The sequence below is a fragment of the Rhodococcus sp. WS3 genome, assembly GCF_003797085.1.
Taxonomy (GTDB): Bacteria; Actinomycetota; Actinomycetes; order Mycobacteriales; family Mycobacteriaceae; genus Rhodococcus_F; species Rhodococcus_F globerula.
Genome location: NZ_RKMA01000001.1, coordinates 1,693,112 through 1,710,900 on the forward strand (window position 1 = coordinate 1,693,112; position 17,789 = coordinate 1,710,900).

At 60.8% G+C, this 17,789-nt stretch carries 18 protein-coding genes, 2 pseudogenes and 1 riboswitch; of the genes and pseudogenes, 7 read left to right on the plus strand and 13 right to left on the minus strand.

Going from position 1 to position 17,789, the window contains the following annotated elements; all coding sequences use genetic code 11:
* From EEB13_RS07680 to EEB13_RS07705, 6 genes are all read right to left on the minus strand, one after another.
* Complete coding sequence (locus EEB13_RS07680; protein ID WP_033231559.1) at positions 1 to 804, minus strand: GvpL/GvpF family gas vesicle protein; 804 nt, start codon at positions 802 to 804, stop codon at positions 1 to 3.
* Positions 804 to 1,214: a gas vesicle protein GvpJ gene (gene gvpJ / locus EEB13_RS07685; protein WP_033231560.1), complete on the minus strand. Its 411-nt coding sequence runs from the start codon at positions 1,212 to 1,214 to the stop codon at positions 804 to 806. Before gvpJ ends, EEB13_RS07680 begins: the two co-directional genes overlap by 1 nt.
* Positions 1,211 to 2,383 carry an SRPBCC family protein gene (locus EEB13_RS07690; RefSeq protein ID WP_410055760.1) on the minus strand — a complete coding sequence of 391 codons (1,173 nt, stop codon included), beginning with the start codon at positions 2,381 to 2,383 and terminating at the stop codon, positions 1,211 to 1,213. Before EEB13_RS07690 ends, gvpJ begins: the two co-directional genes overlap by 4 nt.
* Positions 2,383 to 3,018: a hypothetical protein gene (locus tag EEB13_RS07695; RefSeq protein WP_141484971.1), complete on the minus strand. Its 636-nt coding sequence runs from the start codon at positions 3,016 to 3,018 to the stop codon at positions 2,383 to 2,385. Before EEB13_RS07695 ends, EEB13_RS07690 begins: the two co-directional genes overlap by 1 nt.
* Before the next feature lie 297 nt (positions 3,019 to 3,315).
* Positions 3,316 to 4,065, minus strand: coding sequence for a hypothetical protein (locus EEB13_RS31950; RefSeq protein ID WP_261984464.1), 750 nt, complete (start codon positions 4,063 to 4,065; stop codon positions 3,316 to 3,318).
* A gap of 103 nt (positions 4,066 to 4,168) precedes the next feature.
* A complete protein-coding gene (locus EEB13_RS07705; RefSeq protein ID WP_033231564.1) occupies positions 4,169 to 4,363 on the minus strand; it encodes a CsbD family protein in 195 nt (64 codons plus the stop codon).
* Between the two features lie 68 nt (positions 4,364 to 4,431).
* On the opposite strand from EEB13_RS07705, the gene EEB13_RS31445 reads away from it, so the two are divergent.
* Positions 4,432 to 4,590: a hypothetical protein gene (locus tag EEB13_RS31445; RefSeq protein ID WP_155276674.1), complete on the plus strand. Its 159-nt coding sequence runs from the start codon at positions 4,432 to 4,434 to the stop codon at positions 4,588 to 4,590.
* A 761-nt stretch (positions 4,591 to 5,351) separates the two neighbouring features.
* Here the strand turns inward: EEB13_RS31445 and EEB13_RS07710 are convergent.
* The 4 genes and pseudogenes from EEB13_RS07710 to EEB13_RS31450 all read right to left on the minus strand — a co-directional run bounded on the left by EEB13_RS07710 (position 5,352) and on the right by EEB13_RS31450 (position 10,438).
* Positions 5,352 to 7,520, minus strand: coding sequence for a catalase (locus tag EEB13_RS07710; protein ID WP_141484972.1), 2,169 nt, complete (start codon positions 7,518 to 7,520; stop codon positions 5,352 to 5,354).
* A 91-nt stretch (positions 7,521 to 7,611) separates the two neighbouring features.
* Positions 7,612 to 7,835 (minus strand): annotated as a pseudogene (locus EEB13_RS31955) (CsbD family protein).
* A 477-nt stretch (positions 7,836 to 8,312) separates the two neighbouring features.
* On the minus strand, positions 8,313 to 9,968 hold the full coding sequence (locus EEB13_RS07720; RefSeq protein WP_141484973.1) for an ABC-F family ATP-binding cassette domain-containing protein: 1,656 nt from the start codon (positions 9,966 to 9,968) through the stop codon (positions 8,313 to 8,315).
* 329 nt (positions 9,969 to 10,297) lie between these two features.
* Entirely contained in the window at positions 10,298 to 10,438 is a 141-nt protein-coding gene (locus EEB13_RS31450) for a hypothetical protein (RefSeq protein ID WP_162487717.1), read from the minus strand.
* An 18-nt stretch (positions 10,439 to 10,456) separates the two neighbouring features.
* On the opposite strand from EEB13_RS31450, the pseudogene EEB13_RS31960 reads away from it, so the two are divergent.
* Positions 10,457 to 10,627: pseudogene (locus tag EEB13_RS31960) on the plus strand (CorA family divalent cation transporter); the annotation flags it as partial.
* Between the two features lie 170 nt (positions 10,628 to 10,797).
* A complete protein-coding gene (locus tag EEB13_RS07730) occupies positions 10,798 to 11,523 on the plus strand; it encodes an alpha/beta hydrolase (protein WP_141484974.1) in 726 nt (241 codons plus the stop codon).
* Positions 11,524 to 11,582: 59 nt separating this feature from the next.
* Here the strand turns inward: EEB13_RS07730 and EEB13_RS07735 are convergent, their stop codons facing one another.
* Positions 11,583 to 12,029 (minus strand): hypothetical protein, encoded by a 447-nt coding sequence (locus EEB13_RS07735; protein ID WP_045064373.1) that lies wholly within the window; start codon positions 12,027 to 12,029, stop codon positions 11,583 to 11,585.
* A gap of 738 nt (positions 12,030 to 12,767) precedes the next feature.
* Between EEB13_RS07735 and EEB13_RS07740 the strand changes: the two genes are divergently transcribed.
* Positions 12,768 to 13,340: a hypothetical protein gene (locus EEB13_RS07740; RefSeq protein ID WP_141484975.1), complete on the plus strand. Its 573-nt coding sequence runs from the start codon at positions 12,768 to 12,770 to the stop codon at positions 13,338 to 13,340.
* Between the two features lie 123 nt (positions 13,341 to 13,463).
* On the opposite strand, the gene EEB13_RS07745 is transcribed toward EEB13_RS07740, so the two are convergent.
* Positions 13,464 to 13,826: an FAD-dependent oxidoreductase gene (locus EEB13_RS07745; RefSeq protein ID WP_261984465.1), complete on the minus strand. Its 363-nt coding sequence runs from the start codon at positions 13,824 to 13,826 to the stop codon at positions 13,464 to 13,466.
* Between the two features lie 63 nt (positions 13,827 to 13,889).
* Here EEB13_RS07745 and EEB13_RS07750 point away from each other — a divergent pair, with 63 nt between their 5' ends.
* A complete protein-coding gene (locus EEB13_RS07750) occupies positions 13,890 to 14,276 on the plus strand; it encodes a hypothetical protein (protein WP_141484976.1) in 387 nt (128 codons plus the stop codon).
* 233 nt (positions 14,277 to 14,509) lie between these two features.
* Here the strand turns inward: EEB13_RS07750 and EEB13_RS07755 are convergent, their stop codons facing one another.
* Positions 14,510 to 14,941 carry a hypothetical protein gene (locus EEB13_RS07755; protein WP_141484977.1) on the minus strand — a complete coding sequence of 144 codons (432 nt, stop codon included), beginning with the start codon at positions 14,939 to 14,941 and terminating at the stop codon, positions 14,510 to 14,512.
* Between the two features lie 447 nt (positions 14,942 to 15,388).
* On the opposite strand from EEB13_RS07755, the gene EEB13_RS07760 reads away from it, so the two are divergent.
* On the plus strand, positions 15,389 to 16,087 hold the full coding sequence (locus EEB13_RS07760) for a type 1 glutamine amidotransferase domain-containing protein (RefSeq protein ID WP_141484978.1): 699 nt from the start codon (positions 15,389 to 15,391) through the stop codon (positions 16,085 to 16,087).
* A gap of 450 nt (positions 16,088 to 16,537) precedes the next feature.
* A riboswitch (SAM riboswitch) is annotated at positions 16,538 to 16,651 on the plus strand.
* Positions 16,652 to 16,723: 72 nt separating this feature from the next.
* Positions 16,724 to 17,788, plus strand: a complete 1,065-nt coding sequence (locus EEB13_RS07765) for an LLM class flavin-dependent oxidoreductase (protein WP_187328510.1) — start codon at positions 16,724 to 16,726, stop codon at positions 17,786 to 17,788.
* The last annotated feature ends 1 nt before the right edge of the window (position 17,789 follow it).

Below are 17,789 nucleotides of genomic sequence, written 5' to 3' on the forward strand. Positions count from 1 at the left end.
TCAGCCCTCCGGTTTCTGTGTCACCACAAAGTCGTAGGCCGCGAGCGGGCCGAGCAACCGCATCTCGACCCGGCCGTCCCATTGCTGCGCCAACTCGCCGACAATGTTCTCGAGTTCGTCTTGTCGTGCGACCTCGACGAGCACCGCCACTTGCGCAGCTTCCTCCTCGTGCGTGGGTTCCCGCACATTGAGGAAGTCGGTCAGCGCTGTGAGCGCATCGACCACCGCGCGAGTGTCTTCCTCTCGCTTGGCCACGATGGCGTTGCTCACGATCTCACCGAGGGCCATCCGCGCGTCACGAGTGACCTCTTCGGGCTGATCACGGATAGTGTCCCGCAGCCTGCTCGCCTGTTCGTTCTCTTCGATAACTTCCCGTAGGATCGCCTTTTCGACGTAGCGCCCCTTCACGATGTACTGCGCGAGTCCTTCGAGTTCTGCCAATGCTGCGGCGAACTCGTCGGCGTGTGCTGTGAGTAATTCGTCCTTCACGGCGTCAGTGTCGGTGAGGACCGCCCCGAACCTCAGGGGAAGAACGGGTGCCACGCGAGCAGTTCCGTTCAACAGATTCGCGTGGGCTTGTAGGTCCTCAGGCTTACCCAGCCGTCTGTCTACCGAGATTTCGCTGACGAGCGCGGCAATGTCGCCGTGTGTGACTATGCTGACCGCTTCGTCACACACGCCGACCGCGTCCTCTCCGGCCTCCACATCTGCAGGCACGATGCCGTACACGTAGATCCCGCTGGTTCGAGGCTCCTGGCGCGCGTCGGCTGCTTGGTTCGACGTAGACGTATTCGACGTGGACATCATCGGTCACCTCGGCTCGACTTGCGTGAAACTCGTTCGCGCTCAGGCTCTTCCTCGCCACCCCCGAGGATTCCGCCGAGCTTCTCGCCAGCTGCTTCGAGCGCGCCCTTGGTTTTCGATTTGGCACCGCTCTCGGTGACATCCCCAACCAAATCCGTCAGTCCCTTGGGTTCATCGCCGATCTCGAGCCGGTTCACGGCCTCCGCGAACCGCAGATAGGTATCGACACTGGCGACGACTACGCGTGCATCGATGGTCAGCAGTTCGATACCGACCAGGGAGACACGCACGTAGGCGTCGATGACCAGGCCCTTGTCGAGGATGGTGTCGATGACATCGGCGAGGCTACTCGAACTAGGCCCGCCGCCGACTGCGCCGCCACCACCTCCCGCGGGTTGTATCGACGTCATCGTCGTGCTCCCTGCTTCGAACCCGCGGACTTTGCTGCCGCGGTCTTGCGTGGGCGGCCTCTACGTGCCGGCGCCTTGTCCTCACTCGCGGGCGCAGTTTTGCGGGGGCGTCCTCGGCGTACCGGCGGAGGCGGTGGCTCCTCCTCGGGCTCTTCCTCAGCTTCCTCGTCCTCGTCTGTTTCCTCAGGTTCCTCGTCCTCGGGCTCTTCCTCAGGTTCCTCGTCCTCGTCTGTTTCCTCGGGCTCCTCGTACTCGTCTGTTTCGTCGGGCTCCTCGCCCTCATCCAGTTGTGTTTCGTCCTCCTCGGCCTCCACGACCTGGCCGTCCCGGATTTCTCCGCGCCAGCCCTCGATATCATCGGGATGGAGAATGGCCTGCGTCATGACGTGACGTTGAAAGTGCTTGAGTTCCAACCGTGCTCGCCGTCCAGGTGCGCGCCACAGATTTCCCGTCTTCTCGAAGAAACCCTTCGGTTGATATTCGAGGATCACGAGGATGCGGGTGAGATCGGGCGTTACCTCGTGGAACGTCACCGCACCGTCGACGTAACCTTTGGCACCCTTCGAACGCCACACGATCCGTTCATCGGGAACCTGTTCGAGGATCGTCGATTCCCACGTTCGGTGCGACAGGAAGACCTGGGCCTTCCACTCGAGTTTCTCGTCCGATTCCTGCTCCACTCGTTCGACCTTCTTCATGAACGACGGAAAGTCGGTGAACTGAGTCCATTGGTTGTAAGCCAGTTCAATAGGGACCCCGACATCGATCGATTCGATGATGTTGGTCAACTTGAGCTTCTTGCCCTTACCCCCGCCCTTGCCTCCACCGTCACCGCCGCCGGTGACCGCGTCCTTGACGTCGGAAGCCCTGTCCTTGACCATCTGCTTGGCGCCCTCCCAGCCACCGCTCACGGCTGACTTGAGGGGCGACTCACCGTCATCCGATTTCTCGGAACCGGTAACAGCGGCGAGCAACCCGCCGCCGCCACCCTCGGCGTAGTCGTTGAGCCTTTCCGAGGTGTTCGACACAGTTTCCGAGACCGACGACAAGGCACGTTCAGCCACCGCACCGAGTAGCTTTTGGAACGAGTCCTGTAACACGCTCGACGAACTGTGTCCGTCACCCGGTATAGCTTCTTGTAGTTTCTTCGCGGCGTTCGTCATCGTCATCATCTCCGTGAGCGTCGGACTGGCGCAGAGTCCGTTGCGGCTTTAGCTCGTGTTCTGTGGCTGCTTTCGGTAGCCTCTTCTCCCTCACCCTTGTCGGACTTGGTCTTCCGCGCCGAACTACTGGATCGGGTGCTGCTGGTGCTCGAGGTGCGGCGGCGCGGCGCCGGACGCTTGCGTGGAGTCGACTCCTCTTCCTCAGGTGCGTCGTCTTCCTCCTCGTCGCGTTCCTCATCGTCGCGCTTGTCGTCCTGCGAGTGAGCGCTTTTCTTGCGGCCGAGCCTCCGGACCCCTGCGACGTCACCGACGGCGTCTGAGACGTCATCGACAGTGCCCGATACGGAGTGACCACCCGCCAACAACCGGTTACTCAGAGAATCGATGCGTTGACTGGCGGCGGTGACTGCTGCGGCCTTCGCTGCGCTGACCAATTCTTCCTTGACCACGTCGCCGATCTTGGCGGCCTCCGGCGATTTTGCCAGCATCTTGGTGCCGCGTTCCAGCAAGTCACGCGGTCCGCCGGGGAAGCGGCCAGTCGCGCCCGCGGCCGCGAGCATCAACGCCATCTTCATTCTGCGGGTGCGTCCCAGCATGTAGCCCGCGCCGACTGCCAACGCCACTTGACCTTTTGCTTTCATTGTCGAACCCCTTCGCCGAGTAGTCATAGCGCACCTCTTGCCAAACGTCGGCAATGTGTCGCAGGACGGTTCTCGGAGGTGGGCCGCACAACCGTGTGCGGTAAGGGTGCGCATTTCGACTACCCTGCCCGTAGGGCACTCAATCATCAGCAGAACACTTGATTCGGCCGAGTGTTGGTTCCCGCTTTGCACCAGGCGGCCATCGCCGAGTATGTGGGTCGTGCGTGATCACCTCCGCGACCGTGTCGATGGGACTGACGTGCGCGTTGTTGTTCAACAGCTTTCGACGGTTGTGGCCTATTTGGCGGCGGCTCGCACCGCTGCGATCACCCCCGCGACAATGAGCGCCAGCACGAGGACGACGAGCAGCACCGGCCCGAGCAGGAGCGCAAGGGCAAACAGGAGGACGAGCATGACTTTCGTTTTTCCACTCAGTCCTGACACCATGCCTTTGACCGCGGGCAATACAGGATTCTTCCCCGTCAGAACTGCCCGGACGCCTGCCAGCCCCGCTGATACGCCCGGCCCGTGGGGTGTGGCCCCTTCGACAAAGGTCTTCATCCTCTCCTGGAGCTTGCTCCTCACCGCCCCTACCCGATCCTGCACCGAATCAGCAAGGTGAGTGTGGGTTTTCAACCACTCGAGGGCGGCCTCGACCGATCGCCACACCGGACCGCGAGCGGTGCCGGTGGAGACGCGTTCGGGGGCAACCGTGGCACCTTGCTGTGATTGCCGCGGCTTTGATCGTCGTGTCGGCTCCGCGCGCTTTGATCGTCGTGTCGGCTCTTCGCGCCGTGGTAAGCCGCGACGAGATGCGACGGTGGTCGAATCCGCAGTCGCCTGCCGCGCCGCCAGGGCTTGCGAAGATCCCCACCCCAACCTTGGTGAAGCCTTCGACGTCCGCGCCGAACGCGACGTGGCGGACACACCTCGCGTGGCACTGCCACCGGCTCTACTGCTGCGTGCCGTGCCTGTAGTGGGTGTCGCGCCCGTACGTCGCGTCGTGGCCGGTGCAGCCCGTCCTCTCGTATTCTGTTGTGCACTCATACTTCTCGCCTACTCTCGCGTGCACAGGCACCTCGCAGCGCGATCCTGACGTGCACCAGGATTGATTGCTTATTACCCCAACTAATGACGGTGCGGGACCAAGTCAGTGCTTGAAGATGTGTTTGACCTTCTGGCCCGCCTCCTTGAGCTTGTCGCCGGCTTGTTTGGCCTGGCCCTTGGCCTGGTCTGCGCTTCCCTCGGCCTCCATCCTTTCATTTCCCAGGCTTTTGCCGACAGTCTTCTTGGTAGCGCCCCCGGCAGTTTCGGCCTTGTGTCGGATCTTCTTCACGATGCTCATGGCGTTTCTTTCTCTACGGCGATCGGCGGCCGAACGGTTTTGCCCAGTCGTCTTCCCCTGGATCGCCCATGGTGATCGACGTCGTAACTGCAGACTCCGAAGTTGCCCGCTATCGGATGTGCATGACTGCAGTTGCTCAACGGGCGCGCGACTGCAGCGGTCGCCGCGAAAACCAGGACGACCAGTCCGAAGACGATGAGCATGACGGCCTCCCGGCCATGGCGTAATGCCTAGTCAACGCCGCATTCTGCAGCGCGTCAACACCGTAGGTCTCGCTGATGGCCCCGGGGTGAACCGTCCGCGACACCAGGTCACTCAATTACGTTGATCAGCAGCGCGATTCCGTCATTTGTCCGGAGCGCGCAACAATGCGCGGACCCTCCGTATGAAGCGCCCCAAGTTTGCTACGCGTGAAATTCGTTCGCTACATTTTGCGAACGCAGCGAGGATCGCCTCGGAAGTCTTGGTCCAGACGAAAGGTTTCGGGTTCTCCCATCTCCGCCGCGAGTGCTCACAGCTTCCGTACGCGCGATCCGGAACGCGCCCGCGGCGGACGCGCGTCGAGATAGGCCGCGCAGTAGGTGGTCACTGTGTGCGGCATTCGCCCGCCTCACAGACTCACCCGGTGGGGCGTTTCCGGCCTCAGGAGCGTACACCAGCATGAGACGCGAAAGTTACTGCACTACAATATGATATCAATCTAGTCGCGAAATACCTGCGGCGTTTCCGGAAGGTGCCGGCATGCACCTCGACATTGCGACAGGATCTTCACGATGATGTTGTCGACCCCTGCACCGGGCGGATTGTCGATCCTGACAGGGGCTGCGCTCGCCGTACGTCTCGGTGGCTTCACAACGAGAGGTCCCCCGCCCGGCGCCCCGGTAAACCCAGGAAGCAGCTAAACCATGCGTCACAACGTATATATGGGTTCGACTGCTTTCCTGGATAGGCTGACCAGTATCATCCCGCTTCGACGGACCGTCCCGTGTCAGGCGGTCGGTGGTACCTCGAAGCGCTCCCATACCCGGTGCGTCTTCAAGAGCTGGGCGACTGCGGCCAGAGCTTCTTCTGCATCCGCATCAACTCCGACGCCTGGTGCAGCCTCGTCGATACCGGCAGCAGCGAGCACACCCGTGTTCTCACCCCAAACGCCAATCGCCTTGCAATGTCTGTACATTTCGTTGAGAAGCGTGTCAACACGGGGATCCAGCTTGTCTTCGTCGATCCTGAACGCGTCACCGCCCAACAGGATTGCGTCGAACTCGATCGAACGCGCTGTGAGATACGTCCTCTGCACGGTCACCGCGTTCTTCCCCTCTCCGATCGTCCCTCCGTGCGGTCCGAGGACAAGCGGCACCATACCGGCGTCGACGATCTTCTCGCGCACAGAGGCGACGGTATCCAGATCGGAGTTCTCGTCGACGGCCAGCGCGATAATCCTGCCGTCGACGGGCCATTCCGCGCCCACTTGCGAGAGCGCTGGGCTCGGCTCCGAATCCTCCAGTGGCTCTGTAGGTTCGGGGACCTCGAGCCCGAGCCCCCTCGCCACCGTCTTGGCGAGCACTGGGTCGATGTTCGCCAAAATCTCCAGATTCCGAATCTTGATGTTCTCCTCGAAGCACTTCCCCAATTCGAAGGTATATGCCCCTGCGACGTGCTCCTGCTCGATCGGAGACAGACTGCGGTAGAACAGACGCGCCTGCGAGAAGTGATCGTCGAACGTCGCCGGTGCCTGACGCACCTTACGGCCTGAAACTTCTTCGGGCACTTCGATGTAGGCGGCGCTCTCTGCCGAGGCCAGAAACGGGCAACCCCCATCGAGCGAATTGGGATGGTACGGCGCTACCCCGGTGTGGACCCCGTCCTGGTGGAAGCCGTCGCGAAGCATGTCGTTGACGGGTACATGAGGACGGTTGATCGGGATCTGATCGAAGTTGGGACCGCCGAGACGCGTGATCTGAGTATCGAGATACGAGAATAAACGTGCCTGCAGCAGAGAATCATTGGTGATGTCGATACCTGGCACCAAATGGCCCGGATGGAATGCAACTTGTTCGGTCTCGGCGAAGAAATTGGTGGGGTTGGCGTCGAGTGTCATCGTTCCGATGATCTGAACCGGCGCAATCTCCTCCGGAACGATCTTCGTGGGGTCCAGCAGATCGATGCCTTCGAACATTTCGTCTTCGGTATCCGGAAACACCTGAACCCCGAGATCCCAGGACGGATACGCGCCGGCTTCGATGGCATCCGCGAGGTCGCGGCGATGGAAGTCCGGGTCTACCCCACCTGCTATCTGAGCTTCCTCCCACACCAGCGAGTGAACGCCTGCCGCCGGTTTCCAATGGAACTTGACCAAATTCGTTTCACCGTCGGGGTTCACGAGTCGGAACGTGTGGATGCCGAAGCCCTCCATCATGCGATACGAGCGGGGGATGCCTCGATCGGACATATTCCACAACGTGTGAGCGGTCGCCTCGGTGTGAAGGGAAACGAAATCCCAGAACGTATCGTGCGCGCTCTGTGCTTGCGGGATCTCACGATCCGGGTGAGGTTTCGCAGCATGAATGATGTCGGGAAACTTGATTCCGTCTTGAATGAAGAAAACCGGAATGTTGTTGCCTACCAAGTCGAAAACACCTTCGTCGGTGTAGAACTTAGTGGCAAAGCCGCGTGTGTCTCGCACGGTGTCCGCAGAACCTCGAGAACCCAGCACCGTCGAGAATCTCACGAATACCGGGGTCCTTGCGCCCGATGCGAACATGGCTGCTTTGCAAATACTTTCGGCTGCCCCATTAGCCAGGAACGTTCCGTGTGCAGCGGCACCACGTGCATGCACAACCCTCTCAGGAATTCTCTCGTGATCGAAGTGAGTGATCTTCTCGCGAAGGTGGTGGTCTTGAAGGAGGGTCGGCCCCCGCTCACCTGCAGTGAGTGAGTGGTCGGTCTCGTACAGTCGTGTCCCCGTTGCGGTAGTGAGATATTCACCCCTCTGCCCGCGGCCGTTACCCTTCACCTTCTCTTCTGCGCCCGCAACAGTGCGCACCTCAGGCTGTCTCTGGTCGTCCTTGGGAGGCAGCGGTTGGCGGGGCTTGACAGGCTCGCGCAGGTCCGGCGTTTGCGAGGATGGTGCGCCTGGGACGGATTCAGGTGACGGCATTGAACAACTCCTCTTGATTACAGGATGGATCGAGCAACCGAGCACTTCGGCTCAGGTACGCCCCGAACCGAGGGTGACGAGTGGGCCTCGACTATTGCTCGGACCGTTGTCGTGCTTCGTCCGCGACTGCTTCCGCGCGAGCTTTCTCGGCTGCTGCTTCTTTCTCGGCGACTTCCGCTGGCTCTCGGCCTTGTCCCGCTAGGCTCGTCCTTCCCGAGACAAGCTGTCGTTACCGCTGACCACACCAGAAGCTTCCTTCGCCTTGCCCTTGACGCCTTTTACGCCTACGCAGGGACTGCTCCTGTCCTCCGGCATGTGAATCCTCCAGTTGCGGTACGGAGACATATGTTGCGATTCATACACTCAAGGCACTACCCGAAGCTAGATCTGACAAACATCGGTGTCAGTCAAGGGATCGGCGCCGATGGCTTCGCGGCCCGATTGACGTCACTCGACAAGACGATAGCCACGCTTGACGTGCTTTCCTTAATCGCCGAACGGCCACAATGGAGGATCGCCTGAGGCCAAGTAGATACGTGCGAGAATGCCTCATTCGACTCGATCGGGTCGGTATTGATCGGCCTCGGCGGTTCGATGCGCGTTCGGTTTTGCGGGTGGCGGGCGGGGTCGGTTGTTGGGCGGTGGCACCGCGAACGTTCAGGACGTTCGGGATCTCCATACGGGAAGCAATCTCAGAACATCGAGAGGCATTCGTACACATCAGCTTTCCCATTGCGACACGGTGGGATCAGCCCCGCAACGATGAAGATCGCTGGTATCGGAATTGTTTGCTCATACCGATTCCCCGCTCAGGGCCGTTTCAGTCAATTGCAGTGGGGGCCAGTCGTCGACGTCGCGAAGAAGTTGGCGATCGTGGGTGGAGAGAACGACCGCGGCGTAGGTCGCGGCCAATGCCTCGGTGAGTTCGTCGACGAGGGCGACTGAGAGGTGGTTCGTCGGCTCGTCGAGTAGGAGCACATGCGGCTTGCCGGCTAGTACCATCGCGAGGTCGAGACGACGTTGTTGTCCCATCGACAGTTCACCGATCCGCTTGCTCGACTCACGCGCGCGCAGGAGGCCGAGGTGCGAAAGCCCGATTGCATCGGACGGCTCGAGTGTCCCCGCTGCAATGAGCGCGTCGAGGTGAGCGGCATATACCTCACCCGCCCGCCTGTGCAGGGGCAGATCGGTTTCCTGACGGAGGTACCCGAGACGGGTGCCCTGCGACCTCCGGACGGAACCCGTACTCGGTTGCAGTTCACCGGCTATCACGCTCAACAGCGTCGACTTCCCGGCACCGTTGGGGCCGGCTACGACGAGGCGATCGCGGCGAGAGAGTGTAAAGGAAACCTGGCAGCCCAAGCGCGCCGCTACGCAGACCCGATCCGCACTCACCAACACCTGACCGGCTGTTGCTGCTAGTTCAGGGAACCGAAATTGCTGGGGTGGTTCCGGCACCGTCACCGCGTGCGCTTCGAGCTGCTCCTGGCGGCGATGAACGCTCTGCACGAGCCCGCCCGCGCGCGTCGCGCGACCGTGCTTGTTCGTTCCCTTCTCCGGTCGCCATCCAGATTGGAGACGGTTCTGCGCTGAGCTGAGACTGTCTTTCAGTCGGGCATGTTCGGCTTGTTGGTGGTCGTACTTCTGTTCCCAGAGTGTACGTTCGGCGAGGCGGCCCTCGCGGTAGCCGGCGTAGCCGTTGCCGTACAGGCAGATCCGGTCATCGGGTGAGGGGTCGAGGTCCACGATGGTCTCCGCAACATCGGAGAGCAGTGCGCGATCGTGGGTGACGACAACGACGCCTCCCTGGCGCTCTCGGAGCCGTACAGTCAGGAATTCGAGACCACTTCGGTCGAGGTGGTTTGTGGGCTCGTCGAGTAGCAGAAAATCGTCATCGGCACCCAGAAGGCAGGCCAAACGTACGCGGTATCGCTGCCCAACGGAGAGAGTGTCAAGCAACCGGTCAGGATCGGTTTCTGCGTCGAGCGCTTCGAGGGCTATGTGCACCCGTCGCTCGGCATCCCAAGCGTTCAGCACTTCGGCATATTCCAATGCGGCCGAGTATCGCTGCGCGCCGTCGGCGGTTCCATCGGATATCGCGAGTATGGCGGCGTCGAGTGACGCCAGCGCCGCGATCGATTCGGCTATCGCCTCCGCGACGGCTTGACCGACTGTTCGATCGTCGTGTGCCGGCATCTCCTGCTCCGCGACACCAAGTGTTCCGATGCGTTGCACCGTGCCGGAGTCAGGAGTGAGGGTTCCGTCGAGCACGTGGAGGAGGGTGGATTTCCCTCGCCCGTTCTCTCCCACAATGGCGATACGCGATGTAGGAGTGACATTGAGGTCGACGTGGTTCAAGACCGGGTTCGCACCGCGCATCACCGATACGTCGGAAGCGATCAGCTGGGCGCGTTGGCGCATGGATTGAGGGTTCGTAGAAGTGAGCATTCGGATCCTTAGAGAAGGCCCACCGGCTGCCAATGGCAAACAGGTACGCCGAAGACGGCGACCCCACGCAGGGGTCGATAACGAGCGGCCGCCGCAAGCTCGGATGACTCGACGAGCGCGGAAGGCCTTACTCAGCCGTCTTAGAGAAAGTACAAATGCACGTCCCAAAGGTAAATGTATTAAGAACCTTTTGCAAACGATTTAGGCGGTTCCGGCTTGGGCACAAGGGGACGCCGGCGGCTGGATGTCGTCTATTCCACTCGACCGAACGAGCACCGTCCCAAGGACAGAGTGCAAACCGAGGTTTCTGCCTCGAATCGCTTTGCGTGTCAATCGAACTCCTCGGCTGCGACCGTGGTGAATACCTGTGAGTGCAAGTCGAGTTCGGCATCGATGGGTAGATGTGGAATGTGCACGGCGAAAAGCTTGACCTCGTCCTCTCTGATCGGTTGGTCGGGTCCGAGTGGCAACGGGTACCACCTGAAATCCTGGATGCTTGGGCCGCAATACTATTCACACCCACCTTGATCTGCGCCATCTACTGCATGAACTTCGACACCATGCCAGAGCTGCACTGGACGTTCGGATACCCGCTCGCCTTCGGTCTGATGCTGCTCGTCGCCCCGAGTGGAAATCTCGGCCTCGGTGAACACCGATAAATCTGTTGGCGAAGACGACGGCCACTGCTATTCTCTCCTCGAAGCCGTGCGAGAGAACGAGGAGGTGGTACCCGTGAACGTATCGACGTGGGTGCTCCTTCTCAGGGTCACGGTCGGGCGATAGGTCGTCCGGGAGCGCCGTTCAACGAGTACTCCCGAAAGGCACGACCATGCACTTCACTACCGAACGGCGCCTCGAAAACGGCAGCCTCGAACGCGATTTCACCCTCGGCGAGATCCCCGGCACCCTGTGGACGCCCACCTCTTCGCCGGCGCCACTGATCCTGCTCGGACACCCCGGCGGACTCCGCAAAATGTACCCCCGGCTGGCGGGACGAGCCCAGCACTGCGTGGCGAACGGCTTCGCCGCGGCCACCATCGAGCTCCCCGGGAGCGGTGCCCGGCCCCGATCAACCGAAGCCGAGCAGGCCCGCGCCGATCTACATCGGGCGCTGACGGCCGGCGAGCCGGTTGACGAGAAGATCATCGACCGACTGGTCCTCCCGCTGGTCGAGAAGGCGGTCCCGGAGTGGCAGACCACCCTGGACGCCCTGCTTGCACTACCCGAGATCAGTGGCCCGGTCGGGTACTCGGGTGGGGTGATCGCTATCGGTATCCGGCTGGCGGTGGTCGAACCGCGAATCGTGGCCGCCGGTCTCTTCGCCGGGAGTTTCGTGCCCCGCGTCATGTTCGACGAGGCCCGTCAGGTCACGATTCCGCTGCACGTTCTGTTGCAGTGGGACGACGAAGGAAACGACCGACAGTTGGCACTGGACTTGTTCGACGCCTTCGGATCCCAAGAGAAAACGCTGCAGGCCAACATGGGTGGGCATACTGGCGTCCCGCAGTTCGCGGGGGACGATGCTGGCCGGTTCTTCCTCCGCCACCTCCAGTGAGGCCTGAAGTGCCTACGCGAGTACACCGCCCGATCTCGAAAACCGTCTCGCTGCTCAATTCAGTTGTCGGGATCGACCGTGAGTGTGGGCACTCGAACAGCGAGTTGGCGGAGAATCCCATTGAGTGTGTCGGTAGCGTCAATCAACAGCAATTCTGCGGCATCGGGTGTTCGCCCGCGAGCTGTCAAGGTCATTCCAGAGCGATCAGGTGCCCGAGTCACGGTCAATGCTCTCGAGTAGTCGGATACTGTGCCACCGTGTGCGGCCGCGAGCCGATTACTCATCATCCCAACCAGTTCCGAAGAGTCGAAGCTCTCGTAGGCAATGTATCTGGATTGATACGTATCGACTACATGCGCAGACGGAGGAGGAACACTGAACTCTACGAACGCGGTCTTCGTGAAGGTGATCGCCTTTGTCCACCATAGAAGTCCGAAGACGACTACCACAACAGCGATGAGCGCCAGCAGTACCGGGCGGAGTCGCTGCGAGTGAAATATTCCCATCGGTCAGTTGTACCGGTCTCCGTCATGGACGACACTTTAGCGTGGACACGCTGGCATTCCGGCCATGTCGCATCGAACCATGTTATTGCCCGCCTCCATAGACCAAGACGGGCGGACAGCCCAGAGTCGGAACAATCGCAGATCAGGTGAAGTCGGCTGCCCCAGCGCGCCATTCGGTATGGTCCAGAGATGATAGTGCTTGGTGTGATCTTACTGATCGTTGCAACAGGTTTGAACTGGCTGTACGCAGTGCGGTTGTCGACGATCAATGCCGGGCGTCGGCTGCCGATCGTCACGGGGCAATACCCCATCAGGCCGCCTCTGCGTGTGTCCGCTCTTCGAGGCGTCGGTGCCGGTGTTTCGATACTAGGTGCATTGATACTGGCACAAGAACTTTGGTTCGATCGGCCCCTACTTGGATCGCTTCTCTGTGCAGTCCTCGCGGTATCAGCCATTGTGGTTCCCGCACTGATCGCTACCGTTGCACACAACGGGCCCCTTCGTGCGCGGCCACAAACTAAAGCCTAGAGTTCTGCAGACTCCGCCCAACACAGAGAGATCCAGGCAGTAACAGGCCGGGGCGGGCACTGGGTAGCGTCGTCGGCATGAACCCGCTGAATGTCGCAGGACGCGCTCGCACAATTGTCATGCAGATCGACTAACGCATCAAGAGAACTTCACGTACGCATCGGGGTCACGTTCCCACGACAATAACCATGCCAGGTGCATACTCCTATAATGAGCGTCGATTCCGAATTTGCTCTACCGCAGTTTCTTTGGATGCTGCTCATCTTCGTCGGAGTGCCCACGATGATCAGTACAGGCATCATCTCGTCAATCTGGCGATCAGAGCGAACTAGACCCGAGCAATCGTCGAACCGATCCGCAGCTACGCAGCCAGCCGGCGGGGGTCCGCTGGGGCTGTGGACTACCGGCCTGGTCGCGTTCTTGCTGGGACTTCTGTCCTGTGTGGGCTGGCTGAGCTGGTCCGTCGACTATCGGGGCGAGTTCCGTCGGCCCGGCCTGCCGGCACCGACCCAGTTCCCCACTTGGCAGGTGGTCGCCTGCGGAATAACTGTGATTCTGGCATGTTTCGTCGCTGCACATTTCTCGCGTTGGACCACGGCAGGTGGTTTCGCCGCCGCTGTAGGTACGACAGCAGGATTCACGACTGCATTCAGCGTTGCAGCCAGTACTGATGCCACCGGCCAAGCAGGCGTAGGCGTGGTGCTGTCCGCGCTTGGATGGGGCGCTTGCCTAAGCGTGCTCATGCTCCTGCGTGGTATCTGGGTAAACCGACAACGCGACTAGAGATCCTATCCGGAGGTATTTGTTTACGGCGCAGGTCTTTCCAGCCCTTCCTCGATATGGTTGACGCCGTAGCCCGCAGATTCTCGTACAGCGAACCTGAGTCAAGTCGGCAGCGAAGGCAAATCATGCTTGCCCGACGCGGGTTCGGCCCGTTTCCCGGGAGTTGGCCACAAGCGGAAACGCATATGCTGCCATTTCGGCTTGATAATCAGCGACCGCTTCAACCAGCGACGCGTGAGGGCTCCTGGCTTCACAGAGCGTCCGGGTCAACTCGGACGCGTCCCGCATCGCAGTGTTTGCTCCCATCGCCAGTACCGGACTCATCGCGTGGATCGCATCGCCGATTAGCGTGACGCGACTCGGTTCCCAGTCACGTACAGGCGCCGCGGTAGAGATTCGAAGAGGCAGTACACATTGCTCGGGATCTTCCCCATCGCAGCACTCGTCGGCGTCGCCGTCGCAAAACGGAAGACAACAGAACGACACCGAAATCCGCTACCGTTCTTCGACTCTCCTGAGCGGGTTCTGGACGAACTCGCACGGAGATGCATGATCGACTCGTACGGGCTGATCACCCGTCAGTTCACCAATCGTTCGCGAACGACGTGGACCGAGATTGTCGACATCCTGGTCGGTCACTACAGACAGCAGTACGCAATTCCACTGATTCGCGAACTGTGGGTCGGGCAACATCTGAATGCGAGCATCCGTAGTCTCGACCAGATCTGGTGCGACGAGATAGCTGTTCTCGTCTTCGAGCAGTTCGAAACTCACGCGCCACGCTTCAACCGCTTGTCACACCTGCAGTGCGCCATTGCCGTCGAAATTATCGAGCGACTTGCTCAGTACGCCTTCCGGACCAACCCGTCCGGCGACGAGACGGTCCTGGCCGAGTCGCACGACGTACTTCGCGAGTACTTTTCATCCTTTGAATAGGTACCACGCGTACGAGTCGGTCTACGCGCACGTATCAACACGACGACCAGGTTCCGGCGCTTCACCCCTTCGCGGAGAATCCGTCTTGCGCGCAATGCATTTCGCCTCTACTTCCGCGACTGAGTTCAGCAAGCGTTATACAGCAACAGGTCTCACACCCGTGAGCGCCATAAGACGATCGAGCACCGCTTTGAGTCAGACGCAGTGGGCCGCCACTACCCACGAGTTTCCGCTCAGAACCTTGCAGTGAGATTTGGGTTTTGGGGATTCTCGAAAATCCGAACAGCTTCTGCAACAACGGCGTAGGCAAAATCCGGAACTTCAGCTTCAGCCGGCAGGGCTGACAGCTTTTCCTTCGTCAACGGAGAATTGAGTGCCCGAAGTGGTGTCGCGGCTTGCCCCATCCACGGGGCGAATACCTCGACAGCAGTCGTGTCCGCGATACCGAGGCGTCCGATTTCATCGACAACCTTGTCGAATGTGAGCCACACTTGGTCTCCCAATTGCTCGGCAAAGAGTGTGTACGAACCCCATGACCATTGGGCACGTTGGAGATTCGCAGTCAGCCTCACGGCGCCGTCGGCCGCCACGCCTCGTAGTTGCCCGTCTTCCCATACCCAATCGACTTCGAGGTCGGGGTCGATACTTTTTTGCGGCGTGGTCATTTCGATCGCGTTCGCTCTCTTCGTTTCCTTGCACTTGCGCATTTGTCGAGGCACCGGTGTACCTCTATTGCTGTGTACCTCTATTGCGTTCCTTGGATCACGACCCATGCAATCACGAATGGCGGCCGCTGTGAACTGAAGTTTCGATGCCTAACAGTGTTCACCTCGGGGTTTGCGCAGGTATACGCGCTTTCCGCCGGTTGAAATTGAGACCCGACTGTAACATTCGGCCATCGTGGGATCGCTTGCCGATCAAACATATTGCAGCAGAAAAACATTAAAAATTCTCTACACACAAAGCTGCTCCGCAACTGCGGAGTAGACATGACTCATCTCACCCGAGGCGGCCGATGCGGAATTCTCTCCGGACCAGTGTGTTGCATTGACTGACGCTGTTTCACCGATTGGGCCTGTCTTCGGGTCCTGTCTCCGACGAAAGGTTATGCAATGACCAAGTTGCTGTTTGCCGTCACCTCTGCAGATCACTGGACGCTCAACGACGGGACCGCCCACCCCACCGGATACTGGGCCGAGGAGCTGGTCGAATCTCATCGGGCGTTCGTCGATGCCGGATATGACATCGTGATCGCAACACCCGGAGGCAAGGTCCCGGTTGTCGATGAGGGAAGCCTTGCCCCCGAGGTCAATGGAGGTCAGGAGGGCGCTGATCGCATGCGCAAGTACATTGCCGATCTGCAGCCGGCGCTGAACTCACCCCACGTTCTCGAAGAAATCGACTCCGATACCTACGACGTGGTCTTTGTTCCAGGCGGACACGGGCCGATGGAGGATCTCGCAGTGTCCAAAGCCTTCGGCGAGCTTCTCGTGAAATTCTTGGACGCAGGCAAGGTTGTCTCGGCAGTCTGTCACGCACCGGCAGCGTTGCTCCCCGCGCGCAGATCCGATGGAAGCTGGCTGTTCGACGGTTACAACCTGACCTCCTTCACCAACGAAGAGGAGACCCAGGCAGGTTTGGCGGACAAGGCGCCGTGGCTGCTCGAAACGAAGCTACGCGAGCAGGGCGGCAGGTTCTCGAACGCCGAGGCGTGGTCCCCCTACGTCGTAGTGGACCGCAAGCTGTACACCGGACAAAACCCGGCGTCGTCCAAGCCTCTCGCGGAGCGAATCATCGCGGACTTGAGCTGAGCTGTCGAAGTTTGTAGATCTCAACGACGGAGCGAAACCCCTAAACGGAGTGCTACACGTACCCGCTTAGGGAATCGTTCTGTCCGGGAGCGCTTTTCCGTCGGTGCAGAATGATCCAGGTCTGCGCATAAACCGACTTCGCCTTCATTATCCCTCGATGCCGACCACCGAGATACCCACCTTCTCAGATGCTCTCGCGCGAAAGCCTGTGGACGGAATATGCGGCGATAGAGTTACATCGAGTCATGATGCGTTTCCAGTTCGAGCTGGTACCGGTGGACGAGGTCGAACCGTCGAGCCAGATACGCAACCAGGAAGACCCGAGCACCGCACATCTTCGAATCAGCCGGATCTCAATGCTGGACACCACCCGCAAAACCGGATAAGCAGCGTTCCATGTTGGGGTGCAAAGGTTTTCGGCGATGATTGTCCGTGTTAGATTTGAGCCACGGTCATGAGCACCAGCATCAAGCCCTGGCTTGCTGGTCGGCAACCCTCCCGCGCGGTGGGGTGCTCCAGGTGACGACCCGGCGGCATCTGCAATTGATTCCGCAAGCGCGCAGGGTGAGGGTAGAGCCCGGCGCGTGTCCGCACTCATTCGAAAGGTCCCCGGTCGTGGTTGGATCACCTGGTTTCTTGCACTTTGCAATCGAGTTGGACGGCGCGGGAAGCCATCCCGCTGCATGGCGGGTGTGGGGTCACCCACCCGCCGAGCTACTATCGCCTCGGATTCTTCGGTCGAGCGCAGCGACCGCAGAGGCAGCCGGATTCTCATTTGTCACCTTCGACGACAGGGTGGTGCCGGAGGGCACACTGCACCCGGTGGGCAGGTTGGATGCTGGGGCTCGCGCGGCGTACCTCGCCTCGACGACAGGGCAGGTTGGGCTCGCCCCGACAGTGCAGGCCCTGACAACCGAACCGTTCCACCTCGCCACCCAACTCGCCAGCCTCGACCACGCGTCAAGAGGCCGCGCTGCCTGGGTGGTCGGTGCGGACAACTCCGTCGACGTCAACGAAGCCGTCGGCTTCGAGCCCCGAAGCGCCGAGGCCGCGAGCCGCGAGGTCCGGGACGTCGTGGACCTTGCACGCCGACTGTGGGATTCGTGGGAGGACGACGCTGTCGTCCGCGACCCCGCGACCGGCCGCTACCTCGATCCGGACAAGGTCCACCACGTCCGGTTCTCCGGCGAGTTCTTCGACGTCGTCGGCCCCCTGATCACTCCACGGTCCCCGCAGGGCCAGATAGTCGTCGTGGGAGACGCCGATCTCGGCGTGTCGGACCTCCTCGACGTCGTGCTGGTGTCGGGCCATGACACGTCCGCGATCGCCGAAGAGGCGGCCCGGCAACAGGGTCTCACCTTCGCCGACATCGAGGTAGTTCTCGACACCCCCGACCAGACGGCACAGTCGCGGCTCGCCGCGCTCGACGAGCATTCGCCGTGGCCCGACCGTGGACGGCTCCGTTTCACCGGTTCGGCACCCGACCTCGTCGATCTGCTGAGTTCCCTTGCCGGCATCGTCGATGGCGTCCGGATCCACCCCGCCGTCGTCACAACCGATCTGAAAGTCCTGCGCGAGAGCGTCGTTCCTACGCTGCAGGAATTATCGGTGCACCGCGCCCCTCGGATCGGCGCAACCCTGCGCGAAACGCTCGGGCTCGAGCGTCCCGTCAGCCGCTACGCATCGTCCACAACCCGCTAGT